The sequence below is a fragment of the Pseudomonas sp. F9001 genome (assembly GCF_013385435.1).
Lineage (GTDB): Bacteria > Pseudomonadota > Gammaproteobacteria > Pseudomonadales > Pseudomonadaceae > Aquipseudomonas.
Map to the genome: position 1 here is coordinate 78080 of NZ_JACAPX010000020.1, position 14381 is coordinate 92460.

At 62.4% G+C, this 14381-nt stretch carries 12 protein-coding genes; 1 reads left to right on the top strand and 11 read right to left on the bottom strand.

Annotated features, from left to right (window positions below):
- Positions 1 to 54: 54 nt before the first annotated feature.
- The 11 genes from HX818_RS20170 to HX818_RS20220 form a co-directional block, all read right to left on the bottom strand.
- On the bottom strand, positions 55 to 2508 hold the full coding sequence (locus HX818_RS20170) for a TonB-dependent siderophore receptor (protein ID WP_177020629.1): 2454 nt from the start codon (positions 2506 to 2508) through the stop codon (positions 55 to 57).
- Between the two features lie 94 nt (positions 2509 to 2602).
- Entirely contained in the window at positions 2603 to 3559 is a 957-nt protein-coding gene (locus tag HX818_RS20175) for a FecR domain-containing protein (protein ID WP_003218213.1), read from the bottom strand.
- Positions 3556 to 4065 carry a sigma-70 family RNA polymerase sigma factor gene (locus HX818_RS20180; protein ID WP_008433639.1) on the bottom strand — a complete coding sequence of 170 codons (510 nt, stop codon included), beginning with the start codon at positions 4063 to 4065 and terminating at the stop codon, positions 3556 to 3558. The genes HX818_RS20175 and HX818_RS20180 overlap by 4 nt, the downstream gene beginning before the upstream one ends.
- Before the next feature lie 73 nt (positions 4066 to 4138).
- Complete coding sequence (locus tag HX818_RS20185) at positions 4139 to 5581, bottom strand: efflux transporter outer membrane subunit (protein WP_177020630.1); 1443 nt, start codon at positions 5579 to 5581, stop codon at positions 4139 to 4141.
- Positions 5578 to 6636 (bottom strand): HlyD family secretion protein, encoded by a 1059-nt coding sequence (locus HX818_RS20190; protein WP_177020631.1) that lies wholly within the window; start codon positions 6634 to 6636, stop codon positions 5578 to 5580. Before HX818_RS20190 ends, HX818_RS20185 begins: the two co-directional genes overlap by 4 nt.
- A 26-nt stretch (positions 6637 to 6662) precedes the next feature.
- A complete protein-coding gene (locus tag HX818_RS20195) occupies positions 6663 to 8198 on the bottom strand; it encodes an MFS transporter (protein ID WP_177020632.1) in 1536 nt (511 codons plus the stop codon).
- A gap of 229 nt (positions 8199 to 8427) precedes the next feature.
- Positions 8428 to 9348 (bottom strand): LysR family transcriptional regulator, encoded by a 921-nt coding sequence (locus HX818_RS20200; protein WP_177020633.1) that lies wholly within the window; start codon positions 9346 to 9348, stop codon positions 8428 to 8430.
- A gap of 217 nt (positions 9349 to 9565) precedes the next feature.
- A complete protein-coding gene (locus HX818_RS20205; protein WP_003218225.1) occupies positions 9566 to 10414 on the bottom strand; it encodes an ABC transporter permease in 849 nt (282 codons plus the stop codon).
- A gap of 12 nt (positions 10415 to 10426) precedes the next feature.
- Complete coding sequence (locus HX818_RS20210; protein ID WP_008433632.1) at positions 10427 to 11278, bottom strand: ABC transporter ATP-binding protein; 852 nt, start codon at positions 11276 to 11278, stop codon at positions 10427 to 10429.
- A 1-nt stretch (position 11279) separates the two neighbouring features.
- Positions 11280 to 12305, bottom strand: coding sequence for an ABC transporter substrate-binding protein (locus tag HX818_RS20215; RefSeq protein ID WP_003218229.1), 1026 nt, complete (start codon positions 12303 to 12305; stop codon positions 11280 to 11282).
- Positions 12306 to 12319: 14 nt separating this feature from the next.
- Complete coding sequence (locus HX818_RS20220; RefSeq protein ID WP_102605412.1) at positions 12320 to 13213, bottom strand: TauD/TfdA family dioxygenase; 894 nt, start codon at positions 13211 to 13213, stop codon at positions 12320 to 12322.
- A gap of 298 nt (positions 13214 to 13511) precedes the next feature.
- Between HX818_RS20220 and HX818_RS20225 the strand changes: the two genes are divergently transcribed.
- A complete protein-coding gene (locus HX818_RS20225) occupies positions 13512 to 14222 on the top strand; it encodes a GntR family transcriptional regulator (RefSeq protein ID WP_134325512.1) in 711 nt (236 codons plus the stop codon).
- Positions 14223 to 14381: the final 159 nt, after the last annotated feature.

Below are 14381 nucleotides of genomic sequence, written 5' to 3' on the forward strand. Positions count from 1 at the left end.
GGTCCTTGGACTGTGGGCACTCAGGGCTACAAAAAGCCCGCGAATGACCGGTATCTACCAGTCATAAGTCAAGCTCGACACCACCGTGCGCCCTTCCCCGTAGTAACAATCCAGGTCACTGGTGCATTGCGACACGTAGGTCTTGTTGGTGAGGTTCTGCACGTTCATTGCCAGCTTCACGCCTTTGAGCTTGAACGCCGAGCGGCCCAGGTCGTAGCTCAGGCTGGCGTCGTAGACGGTATAGGACGGAATGCTGAACGCCCCTGCGTAGTAATCACCAAAGCTGCTGCGAACGTAACGCGCGCCCAAGCCTGCGCCAACACCGGCCAGGGGTGTGTCGCCAAGGACGGTGTAGTTGACCCATACCGAAGCGGTAAGCGGTGAGATGCCTGCCGGGTGTCGGCCTTGGCGGCCGTCGTTGTCCTTGGTGTATTTGATGTCGTTGCGCGCTGCCGAGGCGACCACGTCCCAGGCATCGCTGAGGGAGGCCTTGGCTTCCAGCTCCACGCCACGTGAGCGCATGGCACCGCTCTGGGTGCTGAAGGTGGTGTCTACCGGGTTGGTGGTCAGCACGTTTTCCTGGTCGAGTTGGTAGACCGAGACCTGCACAAAACTCTTCTGGCCCGGCGGCTGGTATTTCAGGCCGACTTCGTACTGGTTGCCGGTAGAAGGATCGAACGGTTTGCCGCTGATATCGGTGCCCGACAGCGGCAGGAAGGATTCGGAGTAGCTGACAAACGGCGCCAGGCCATTATCGAACAGGTACACCAGACCGGCCCGGCCGGTGAACGCCTGGTCTTTGCTGCTGGTGCGGGTGTCGGCCAGTGGCTCCTTGTTGACCACGTTGGCCCAGTCGTAGCGCCCGCCAAGGACCAGCGCCCACTTGTCCAATTTGATCTGGTCCTGCACGTACAAGCCGGTCTGGGTCACGGTGCGGTCCCAGCGATAAGGCTGGCCGAAATTCAGCCGCTGGCCATAGACCGGCTTGAACAGGTCAATCACCGGCGGATTACGATCGTACAGGCCGTGGAATTGCGAGTTGAAGTGGTAGTAATCCAGGCCAACGATCAACGTGTGGGACAGGGCGCCGGTGTCGAACTCCGCCTGGGCGATGCTATCCACACCGAATACTTTGTTGTGCTGCGACCAGTCCACGCCGAAGCGCTGCAGGTAGCGTTGGTCTTGCACGCCGGTTACCGGGTTGGGCACAAATCTGTAGCCGTGCAACGGTGCGGTGTAGCGGTCGTCCACTTCGGCGTAGCGAGCGTTTTGCTTGAGGGTCCAGGTGTCGTTCAGGCGATGGGACACCTCATAGCCCAACACGTACTGCTCGCGGTTGTACTGGTTGACGCCTGGCTCACCGATGAACACATCACGCTTGATCTTGCCGTTGGGGTTGTCCCAGATCGTCCCGGACGCGGGCAACCCCTGGGCCTCGGGCACACCTTTGTCTTTCTGGTACTGGGCGAACACGGTCAGGCGCGTGTCGTCGTTGGGCTGCCAGGTCAGGCTGGGGGCGATGAACTGACGTTTGTTCTCGACGTAGTTGATCTCGCCCTGTTCGTCCTTGGCCAGGCCGGTGAGGCGATAGAGAAACTCGCCCTGCTCATCCAGCGGTCCTCCGAGGTCGATGGCGGCGCTTTTGTGCTCGTAGGTGCCGGCCTCCAGCACCACTTGATGCACCGGGGTTTCGCTGGGGCGCTTACTGACCATGTTGACGATGCCACCCGGTTGGTTCTGCCCGTACAAGACCGAGGCCGGCCCCTTGAGCACTTCGATGCGCTCCAGGGAATAGGGCTCGATCTGCAAAGCACCGCCGGTGCTGCCGCCGCCGTAGGGCAAGTGCAAACCATCGAGGTACAGCGGCGTCGGCGTAAAGCCACGGGAAGTAGGCTCATCAAACAGTTTGACCCGATCGGAAAAACCGCCGGCCGTCATGCCCGGTGTATAGAGCAACGCCTGGGTGACGCTTTGCGCGCCCCGCGCCTTGATCTCGGCGGCGGTGATGACGTTGATGGTCTGGGGGATTTCCACCAGCGCCGAATCGGTCTTGCTGCCGGTGGCGCTGCGCTTGGCAACGATGCCGTCAACCGGGCCCCAGGCCGTTTCCTGATCCTGTTGACCACTGATCTGCGTCGCACCGAGTTGCAGCGCGCCGCTCGCGGGCAGGGCCTGCAATGACCAGCCGCCCTGGGATTGCACCGCGACCAATCCGCTGCCGGCCAACAAACGCTCCAACCCTGGCCCGGTGGCGTAGCGGCCCTGCAAGCCGGCGCTGCGCTTGCCTTGGGTCAGCGAGGCGTCCACCGACAACAGAATCCCCGAGGCGCTGGCGAACTGGTTCAAGGCCTGGTCGAGGTTGCCTGCGGGAATGTTGTATTGGCGCAGGGCTTCAGCACTCTCCTGGGCCTGGACCACGCTCGGCACCACAGGCGCCGTCGCCAGCAGACTGACAAACAGGCCACGGCGCAGGGCGCGGGCCAGGGGTTGGATTGGGTGGTGCGACATTGCAGGGCTCCCCGTGAGAACGCTTCTTGATTGGCTTTCAAGAGGTATCCCGGACGGGGTTGGAAAACCGACAAGCCGCAGGCAAAAAATTTTTTTAGCCCCGCGCCTTGATCGTGACCCAATAGCGCGTCACCGCCTGTACCTGTACCGGCAACGAACGCTCAAGCGCGTGGAGAATTGCGTCGGTGTCATTCAGCGGAAACACGCCGGTCAACAGTAAGCCGGCCACTGCCGCATCGCAGCGCAACAGCCCCGGGCGATAACGGCTCAACTCGGCAACGAACTGCCCCAGCGGCTGGCGCTCGGCGATCAAGCGGTTCTCGGTCCAACTGCTGGCATTGGCATCCACCGGCACCCGCGTCGAAGTCCGGCTGGCGCTGAACCACAGGCTGTCCCCGGCATTCATCTGCACCGCCGCACCGCGCACCGGACGTACCTGCACACGTCCTTCATACAGGTCGACGCGGCTGCCATCGTCCACTTCACGCACGGCAAACCGGGTGCCCAAGGCCTGCACATCTCCGGCCGGGGTTTCGACGATCAATGGCCGGGACGGGTCGTGGCCACTGGTCAACAGGATCTCGCCGCGTATCAGGCGGATACGCCGTTCACTGGCGCTGAACCGCAAGTCGACCGCGCTGTTGCTGTTGAGGTCCAGGCGTGTGCCATCGCTCAAGGTCAGGTGGCGAATCTCGCCGGTGGCGGTGCGGTATTCGGCAAACGCCGCCTGCCAGGGCTGGCTGCTTTGCACCAGATAGCCGCTGCCACCGGCCACCAGCAACAGCCCGAGCAGTTTCAAGGCGGCGCGGCGTTGGGTGTCCGGTGTATCGCGTAACACCGCACGGGCACTGTCGACAGGCACACCGCCGAGGGTTTGCTGTAACTGCTGCAAGCGCTTCCAGGCGCGCCGGTGTTCCGGATCGGCCTCCTGCCAGCGCGCGAAGGCCTGGCGCTGATCGCCGTCCATCTCGCCGCCCCATTGCAGCATCAACCACTCGCTGGCCTGCTCGACAATGGCCGGGGCAATCGGCGCTTCGTGCCGGGTTCTCATTCTTCGTAGACGACCTGGTAGCAGGCGAGAATCGCCCGGGTCATGTACTTCTGCACCGAGCTGACGGTCACCTCCAGGCGCTCGGCAATCTGTGCGTAGCTCAGCCCTTCGAACTGCGACAACAGAAATGCGCGGCGCACGTTGTCGGGCATGCGGTCGAGCATGGCGTCGATCTGCATCAGGGTTTCGAGGATCAGTGCGCGGGTTTCTAGGGACGGGGATTCGGGCTCCGGCAGGTGGGCAATGCTTTCCAGGTAGGCACGCTCGATGCGCAAGCGTCGCCATTGATCAATCACCAGGTTGCGGGCGATCTGCGTCAGGTAGCTGCGGCTTTCCTTGTCACCGGGAAAGCGCCCCGATACCAGTAAGCGCAGGAAGGTGTCCTGCGCCACATCGGCGGCGTGTTCGCGATCCCCCAGGCGTTTGCGCAGCCAGCCTTGCAGCCAGCCATGATGGTCGCGATACAGGAGATGAAGCTGTTGCCGGCCGTCAGTCGCGGTGTCCATGAAAAGCTCGGATACGTTATTGAGAGCAATTATCATTACACCATGTTGCACGGCTGGCAAAGTTCTTTGTCATTCAGCGTCCGGCGGTCTGCAACGGGTACACCGATTCCCAGCCCCCGCCCAATGCCTTGTACAACCCGACCATGGCCAGGGACACGCCGGTGGAGCTTTCCACCCACTGCTCCTGGGTCGCCAGCAACGCACTTTGCACGGTCAGTACGTTGACGAAATCCACCACGCCTTCGACGTATTGATGCTGCGCCGTGGCAAGGGCGATCTGGTTCTGCCGCACGGCTTCGGCGAGGCTGTCGCGCCGCAGTTGGCTGGCGTTGTAGCGGGTCAGTTGATCGTCGATTTCATGCCAGGCCCGCAGTACGGTCTGCTGGTAGGCCAGGGCCGCTTCCTGTTGCTGGGCTTCGCGCAGATCGAGCATGCCTTGCAACCGGCCACCGTTGAAAATCGGCAAGCTCAGTTGCGGGCCGAAGGCGAATGCACGCGAACTCCACGAGCCGAAATCCGCCAGTTGCAACGCCTGGGAGCCCACGCTGCCAGACAGGGTGATGCGCGGGTAGAAGTCGCCCTTGGCCACACCAATGGAGGCGGTGGCCGCATGCAAGCGAGCTTCGGCCTGGCGGATATCCGGGCGGCGCTCGGCCAGTTGCGACGGCAGGCCGATGGCGACCTGGCGTTGGGTTTGCGGCACCGCAGCGTCCTTGGACAGTTCGGCGTACAAGGCTTGTGGCGGCTCGCCCATCAGCAGGCTCAGGGCGTTGATCAACTGGTCCTGGCGTTGCTGCAAATCCGGCAGGCGCGCCTCGATGGCGGCCACTTGAGCGGCGGCTTCGGCTACGTCCAGGTCAGTGGCGACACCGTCGGCCAGGCGCAGTTGCGAGAGCTTCAGGCTGTGGCGCGCCACCTCGAGGTTTTGCTCGGTGACGGCGCGGGTGTTTTGCACGCCGCGCAGCTGGATGTAGTCCTGGGCGGTTTCCGCCAGCACCGACAACAGCACCGCACGGCGGTCGTTTTCGGCGACTTGCAGGGTGGCGTCGGCGGCTTCGGTTTCGCGTTTTACCCGACCCCAGAAGTCCAGTTCCCAGGCGGCGGAGAAACCCATGTCCCACTGGTTGAACGCCGAGCGGCCGTTCTTGCCCGAGGCATCGCTCAAGCCATCGGCGCTGTTGCGCTGACGCAGGTAATCGCCGGTGGCGTTGACGGTCGGGTAGCGCTCGGCGGTGATCACCTGGCGCGCCGCGCGGCTTTGTTGCAGGCGGCTGCTGGCGAGTTTCAGGTCAAGGTTATCGGTCAGCGCGCGATGGGTGAGCGCGGTGAGCTGCGCGTCGTGGAACACTTCCCACCAGCGCTCTTCCAGCGGGTCGTTGACCGCGTGGCTGGCGGCTTGCCGGCCATGGGGCTCGGTCCATTGGCCGACGGGATTCTGCGGGCGCTGGAAGTCCGGGCCAACGGTGCAGGCACTCAGGGTGAGCAGGCTCAAGGTTAACCAGGCAAGGCGTCTCATTGCTGCGCCACCTCACGTTGCTGGGCGGCGGCGTGGGTGTCGACGCTGGCTTCCACCGACATGCCGACCCGCAGGCGCTCGGTCAACGCCTGGCCGGGCTCCAGGATGATTTTTACCGGAATACGCTGCACCACCTTGGTGAAGTTGCCGGTGGCGTTGTCGGGTTTGACCGAGGCAAATGTCACGCCGGTAGCTGGCGCCAGGCTTTCGAGGTGGCCCTTGAGCACTTCGCCGTCGAGGCTGTCGACCTTCACGTCCACCGTTTGGCCAGCGTGCATGTGGGACAACTGGGTCTCCTGGAAGTTGGCCACCACGTAGGCCTCGGCCAGCGGTACCACGGCGAGGATCTTGCTGCCCGGCGTCACATAGGCGCCGACCCGCACCGCGCGCTCGCCGACCATGCCGTCCACCGGCGCGACGATGCGGGTGTACGACAGCTGATAGCTGGCCATTTCCAGTGCGGCCTGGGCACGTTTCAGGCCGCCCTCTGCCGCATCACGCTGGGCGCTGAGGATTTCCACCTGCTTGCGTTCAGCGGCCAGCACCGCCGTGGCATTCGCCAGGCGTGCGGTGGCCTGGTCAATACGCGTCTTGGCTTGCTGGGCGTTCTGTACGGTGCCGGCGCCTACACCCGCGAGGTGGTTATAGCGGTTCAGTTCGTGTTCGGCAAACGCCACTTCGGCGCGATCCGCCGCCACAGTCGCCTGGGCCTGGGCGATCACCGAGCTTTGGCGCTCCAGGGTTGCCGTGGCATTTTTCAGCTGCGCCTGGGCCACCAGCGTATCGGCATCGGCCGCCTGGGCAGCGGCGCGGAAGTCACGGTCATCGATCAGCGCCAGCAACTGCCCGGCCTTGACCCGCTGGTTGTCTTCCACCAGCACTTCCTTGATGAAGCCGGCCACACGCGGCGCCACCAGGGTGTAGTCAGCGGCGACGAAGGCGTCGTTGGTGCTCTGGCGTTTGCTGCCGAACACACCCGGCGCCAGCAGGTAAACCAGCACACCTACGGCAAACACGGTGATGACGGTTACAGCGATTTTGTCTTTGCTTTTCATAACAATCCCTTTGGCTCAGTGAGCAATCAAGTCGGCGCGCGGGGCGGATAAATCCGCGTCGGCATCCAGAAAATCAGCAGGATCAACGCCGCCGCAACACCGGCCATGACGTAGTAGAGATCCGAAGAGGTGAGCACCACGGCCTGCTCGTGCAGCCGATGGGCAAGGCCGGCGGCATCGCTGTCGGCCAGGGGCGAGTTGCCCAGGCTGTCCACCAGCATGGTCGAGTGGAAATGCAGGCGGTGTGTGGTCAGGGCATTGAGCACGCCGGTGGCGACCACGGCAGCCAGGCCTTTCACGGTGTTGAACCACGCCGAGGCGAAAGGCCCGTCCTGGGGCGTGATGCTGCCGGTGGAGAGCATCAGCAGCGGCAACACCGCCATCGGTTGCCCGAAGATTTGCAGCAGTTGCAGCACGTAGAAATCATCGCGAATCCATGCCGACGTGAGTTGCGCCCCGCCCACGCAGGACAGGATCAACATGCTCAAGCCAATGCCCAATACCCAGCGGCAATCGACCCAGCGCAAGTTGCACAACGCCGCCACCAACGGCAGTGCGATCAACTGCGGCAGCGCCATGATCAGCATCACCGGTGCAGTTTGCAGCGGGCGGTAGCCTTGGACCTGGGCCAGGTAGCTGGACGGAATGATGGTCACCGCCAGCAGCACGATCAGCACCCCGGCGAGCACAATCAGCGCGAACGACAGGTTGCGTAGCCCAAGCATCTGCAACTTGAAAAACGGCATCGGGTGCGACCACTCGTTGATCATGAACAGCACCAGCAACACCAGGCCGCCGATCAACAATGAGGTAATCAGCGGCGACTCGAACCAGTCCAGCCGATTGCCCTGCAACAGGCCGATCACCAGCATGCAGATCGCCGGGAACCCCAACAGCAAGCCGCGCCAGTTGAACTGCTTGAAGCGCTCCAGGCGCAGCGGGTCCTGGGGCAAGCCGTAGGCCACGGCCGCCATGGCCAGCAGGCACGGCCCGACAATCTGCCAGAACGCCCATTGCCAGCCGACGTATTCGGTCCACATGGCCGCCAGCGGTGTGCCGAGGCTGGGGCCGAAAGTGGCCGTGAGGGCATAGCCGGCCAGGCCGTACAGCTTGACGTTGGCCGGCAGGAACCGCAGGGCCACGGTCATCAGCATCGGCGGCAAGGCGCCACCGGCCAGGCCTTGCACGGTGCGCAGGATCAGCAGGCTTTCGTAGTTCGGTGCGAACGGGCACAGCACGCCAAGCACGGTGAACAGGCCGATGGCGCAGAGAGTGAAACGGCGCAGAGAGAACGTCACCGAACACCAGGGTGCAAAGGCCATCGCCGAGACAGAGGTGGCGGTGTAGGCAGCCACCAGCCAGGTACCTTCGTCGAAGCCGATGTACATCGCACCACGAATATCGGCGAGAGCGACTTTGGTCACCATCTCGTTGAGGCCGGACACCAGTACCGCAAGCAATACGCCCACCAGGCCGATGATGATGCGCGGGCCGAAAACGGGCGGGGTAATGGCGGTCGGTTTGGCTGCGGCCAGGGGTGCGGGAGCAGCGAGGGACGTCATGAACTACAACTCGGAATAGGAAATACCCGAGCAGTTTAATAAGGCTTAGACATGACAAAAAGTGACTTATAGGAAGCTTATAAGTGCACCAGACGCAATGATCAAGATGCAGGCGATCTCTGTGGCAGCCGGGCTTGCCCGCGATGGCATCACCTCGCTATGCCTGAAAAACCGGGTCGCCCGCATCGCAGGCAAGCCAGCTCCCACATTGACCGGGCTCACTTGCGACTCACGTGGGCTGCGCTTCCTGCCACGTCGCCTCGCAGCATTCACGCATGGTCTCGCGCAGCCATCTATGGGCCGGGTCCTTGTCGAAACGCGGGTGCCAGGCTTGGGTCAGCACCAGGGTCGGCAGGGAAATTGGCAGGGTGAAGGCGCGCAACGGCAGCTTCAGGCGATTGGCGCTGTAGAGCGCTTCCTTGGGCACCGGCAGGATCAGGTCGGAGTCCGGCAGCATGAACATCGCGCCGTGAAACCCCGGGGCGATCATCGCGACTCGGCGTTCCAGGCCCTCGGCATTCAGGGCGGTGTCGATCGGCCCCCGGGCAATGCCGCGGCGGGAGATGCTGATATGCGAATAGCTGGCAAACCGTTCGGCGGTGATTTCTCCATCGAACAACGGGTGCCCTTCCCGTGCCAGGCCGACGAAGGTGGTGGTGAACAGGTTCTGCACCTTCACTTCCGGGGTGATCGGCATGGTGTTGCCCACCCGCAGGTCGAGGCGGCCTTCACGCAGGGCCTCGTCATCGGTGTCGCCTTCCGGCACGAAGCGCAGTTCGCACAGCGGTGCCATGCGTTCCATGGTGTCGAACAGCCGACCGCCATACACACCGACAAAAAAGTCATTGGCCCGCACGCTGAAGCGCCGGCGCAGGGTGCGCAGGTCCACTTCGTCCGCCGAGCGGAACAGCAGCGCCGCCTGCTCCACCACGCTGCGCACCTGGCCTTGTAGCTCCAGGGCCTTGGGCGTCGGTACCAGGCCGCGACCGGCGCGCACCAGGATCGGATCGCCCACTGCCTCGCGGATGCGCGTGAGGGTGCGACTCATGGCGGCCGGGCTCAGGTTCATCCGCCGCGCGGCGCCTACCACACTGCCCTCGTCCAGCAAAGCGTCGAGGGCGACCAGCAGGTTCATGTCCGGTAATTGCATGCCAAGCACTCGTGATGGGTTGGGAGTGAACCTGGCGCAATCGTAGCAGACTGTGGCGAGGGAGCTTGCTCCCGCTGGGCTGCGAAGCAGCCCCAAAATTTGCAATCGAGACTTTTCTGAAAGAACGCGGTGATGTTATTGGGGCCGCTTTCGCGGCCCAGCGGGAGCAAGCTCCCTCGCCACAGGGTTGGTGTTTCAGTCCGGGTTGGTGTTTCAGTCAGCGTTGCATGCCCCAGCGCTTCACGGTGACCCGCTCCAGGGTGTCGAACACCAGGTTCTCCACCAGCAACCCGATCAGGATCACCACCGCCAGGCCGGCAAACACTTTGTCGGTGTACAGCTCGTTGCGGTTCTGGAAGATGTACCAACCCAAACCGCCTTTGCCGCTGGTAGCACCGAACACCAACTCGGCGGCGATCAGCGTGCGCCAGGCGAACGCCCAACCGATTTTCAACCCGGCGAGAATCGACGGCAGCGCAGCCGGGATCAGGATGAACAACACGAAGCGCATACCCTTGAGGCCATAATTTCGACCGGCCATGCGCAGGGTTTCGGAGACACCGAGGAACCCTGAATAGGTGTTGAGCGCCAGCGCCCACAACACTGAATGCACCAGCACGAAGATCAGGCTGTTCTGCCCCAGGCCAAACCACAACAGCGCCAGCGGCAGCAGGGCAATCGCCGGCAACGGGTTGAACATCGAGGTCAGGGTGCTCAGCAGGTCACGCCCCAGTTGGGTCGACACCGCAAGCGTGGTCAGGGCAAACGCCAGCACAATGCCGATCAGGTAACCCTTGATCAGCACCACCAGCGAGATACTGACCTTGCTCAACAACTCGCCACTGGCCATGCCGTCGTAGAACGCGCTCAGTGTCTGCAGGAAGCTCGGCAGCAGCAAGTCATTGTTCTGATAACGGGCAGCCGCTTCCCAGAGGATCGCAAGCACGATCAGGATCAGGCTTTTACGCAGCCAGCCTTGTTGCCACAGGCGCTGGCGCCACGGCAACTCGCGCTCTACGCGAACACCGGGCAACGGTTCGAGAGTGATTTCATATTCCTGGCGCATGGTGCAAACCCTTCAATAAGCGATGCGGATATCGGCGAAACCCAGTTCGGTTTCCACCTCGGGCGCTTCATCAAACAACAGCCGATGAATGCGCCGCGCCGAAGCCTGGAACTCCACACCGCCGAGGCTGTGCAGGTCGTATTGATGGCTGTGGATTTCCGCCCGCACCCGCCCCGGGTGCGGCGACAGCAACAGGATGCGGTTGCCCACCACCAGCGCTTCCTCGATGGAGTGGGTGACGAACAGCAGGGTGAAACGCACCTCTTCCCAGAGCAGCAATAGTTCTTCCTGCATCTTGCGCCGGGTCAGGGCGTCGAGGGCGGCGAAGGGTTCATCCATCAGCAGGATTTTCGGCTGCATGGCCAACGCCCGGGCGATTGCCACGCGGGCTTTCATGCCGCCGGACAGGGTGTGCGGGTAGGCATCGGCAAAGGCCGTAAGGCCGACTTTTTCCAGGTAGTACAGCGCCCGCTCTTCGGCCTCGCGACGCTTGAGGGTTTTGGACGCCAGCAGCGGGAACATGACGTTCTGCTTGACGGTTTTCCACGGTGGCAGTTGGTCGAACTCCTGGAACACCACGATACGGTCCGGCCCTGGCTGCTCGACTTTTTGCCCGAGCAGACGGATCTCGCCCTCACACGGCTTGATAAAGCCGGCGATGGATTTCAACAGTGTGGATTTGCCACAGCCCGAAGGCCCCAGCAATACAAAGCGGTCTGCCGGATCGATCGCGAAGCTGACCTGGTGAGTGGCCCGCACCACCCGTTCGGGCGTGCGGTATTCAAGGCTGACTTTATCCACCGAAAGCAGTGCTTCGGTGGTGGTCGGGTTGCTGGCCGTGTGGCCTTGCAAGGGCGCGTTCATGTCAGCTCCCTTGCAGCGGCTTGGCGTCCTGGAAGAAGTAGTCCTTCCACGATTCGGGTTTGTTTTTGATCGCGCCGACGCGGTAGAGGAATTCCGCCAGCGGGTAGGTGTTTTTCGGTGTGACGCTGAATTCGAACTGCGGGTTTTCGATGATTTTCAGCAGCTCGGCGCGGTCGATCTTGGCCTTGGTCACGCGGATGTAGGTATCGGCTGCGGCGCCTTTGTCGTTCTGGGCGAACTGCGCCGCTTCGGTCAGTGCCTCGACGAACGCCTTGTAGGTTTTCGGGTTGTCGTTGCGGAATTTCTCGGTGGCGAACAGCACGGTCGGCGAGTTAGGCCCGAGGATGTCATAGGAGTTGAGCACCACATGCACGTTCGGGTTGGTCAGGGCCTGCTCCTGGAACGGCGGGTTGGAGAAGTGCCCGGTCAGCTCGGTGCCACCGGCAATCAGCGCAGCCGTGGCATCCGGGTGCGGGACGGCGACGGTGTACTTGTCGAGGCGATTGAATTCCTTGTCGCCCCATTGCTTGGCGGCAGCGTATTGCAGGAAACGCGACTGCACGGAAACGCCCACTGCCGGTACGGCAATGCGGTCTTTTTCAGTGAAGTCGGCAATGGTCTTGACCTTGGGATTGTTGCTCACCAGGTAGTAGGGGAAGTTGCCCAGGGAGGCGACGGCTTTCACGTTCTGCTTGCCGTGGGTGCGGTCCCAGATAGTCAGCAGCGGGCCAACGCCGGCCCCGGCGATGTCGATGGAGCCGGAGAGCAGCGCATCATTGACGGCTGCGCCGCCGGACAATTGTGTCCAGTCGACCTTGATGTCGATGCCTTCCTGCTTGCCGTATTTTTCGATCAGGTTCTGGTCGCGCACCACGTTGAGCAACAGGTAGACGATGCCAAACTGCTCGGCGATGCGAATCTCGCCTTCGGCCTGGGCGGCGGCAGGCGCCACAAGACTGCCGGCCAGCAGGCTGACGCCCAGGCCAACCGTCGCGGCCAGGCGCGCAAATGGGGTTTTCTTGGACATGGTCATGCTCCGGGTCAGAAAGGCGCGTCGCCCTGGATGGTGGTGCGGTACAGCTTGCGCCGCAGGTGGCTGGGGCAGCCGGCCGCCAGGTGGATCAGCGAGCGGTTGTCCCAGAACACCATGTCGTGGGGCTGCCACTGATGGCGGTAGATGTTTTCCGGCAGCACGCTGTGGGCGTACAGCTGGGCCAGCAGGTCGCGGCTTTCATCCTCAGGCAGGCCGACGATACGGGTGGTGAAGCCCTCGCTGACGAACAGCGCCTTGCGGCCGTTTTCCGGGTGGGTGCGCACAATCGGGTGTACCACTTCCGCCACTTGAGCGAGTTGCTCGGGCGTGAGGGTCGGGCGCCAATTGCCTTCGAATTTGGTTTCGCTGTAGCGTGCGGTGTAGGAATGCGCGGCGCTGCGGCCTTCGACCGCCTTGCGCAAGGGCTCGGGCAGGTTGTCCCAGGCTTTATGCATGTCGGCGAACAACGTGTCGCCACCCTCGGACGGCAGCTCCTGGGCATGGAGCATCGAGCCCAGGCTCGGTAGCTCCTTATAGGAGAGGTCCGAGTGCCAGAACTTGCCGGCGTCTCCCAGGCCGATGGATTGGCCGTTTTCGATGATGTTGGAGACGATCAGGATTTCCGGGTGGTTGGCCAGCAGGAATTGTTTGAGCACATGGATTTGCAGCACGCCGAAACGGCGGCTGAAGGCGATCTGTTGCTCGGGGGTGATACGTTGGTCGCGGAAGACCACGACGTGATGGTCCAGATGCGCGCGGTGAATGCGTGCGAAGTCCCGGTCGCTGACCGGGCGGGCCAGGTCCAGGCCTATGATTTCGGCGCCGACGCTGCCGGGAAATGGACGGATCTCGAAGGTTTGTGTGGTGTCGGTCGCTGTTGGAACAGTAGAGGTGGCAGACATGAGTTCACTCCCGTGCAGTCAGGAGAGTGACTTTATAGTCATAAGAACCGCATTTTAAATACCGTTAGTGAATATCGATATGCAGCAATACCGCTGTTGGCCCGACTCCCGGGAATAAAATGTGCACGACGGACCTTTAGCCTGTAAGACCTGACAAATGGGAGCTGTGGGCCCGAAGAACACGCTGTTGAGTCGCTTACAAGCCGAAACCTTGCCCGTTTGACAAGCTTGTGGACAATCTCTAGTGTGCATTGGATCCAATTAGCCACCTCACCTTGAAAAGGAGGATAGCGTAGTCGTGACGCAGAAGCCGAACCCTTTGAGCAGCATCCAGATCAGCGGGCCTATCCCCGCCCATCTCGCCCGCTCCGTGATTGAAGAAACATTGCGCAACGCCATCCTGGATGGCCGCTTGCCCTGTGGCACCGCCATGCGTCAACAGGAGCTGGCCAGCTTGTTCGGGGTCAGCCGGATGCCGGTGCGCGAGGCATTGCGTCAACTGGAAGCCCAATCGCTGCTGCATGTGGTCACCCACAAAGGCGCGGTGGTGGCGCCACTGATCGAGGACCACTCGGCGGAAACCTACGCCCTGCGCATACTCCTCGAATCCGAAGCGCTGCGCTTGTCGATTCCCCTGCTCACGCCCGATGACATCGCCCAGGCTGGCGCCTTTATCGACGCGCTGGAACGGGAAAGCGACTACACCGAAATCGGCCGCCTCAACCGCCTGTTCCACATGGCGCTGTATGGCAAGGCGGGCAATCAGCGGTTGCTCAAGCTGGTTGAACACGGCTTGAACGAAGAGGAACGTTTCCTGCGCTTCAACCTCGAGGCCATGGGCCTGGGCAAGACGTCCCAGGAAGATCACCGCGAACTGCTCGACCTCGTGGCGCAAAAGAAGGTCGACGAAAGCATCCTGACCCTGCGTAACCACCTTACCCGCGGCATGGAGGTGATTACGGGTTACCTCAAAAGTCTTGAAGAGACTGAACAGAACGCTGCGCTGTAAATTCCGCGTGGAACTGAAACGCCTCCCTCGACCACAAAGCGCTGCAAAGTGACGCTGGCCGACGGAGGCCAGTGCACCACCATTACTCCCGTTAAACCATTAAGCCCAAAGAAAACTTCACACACTCCGCAGAGCGATCCAACTACCGCAATATTCCAA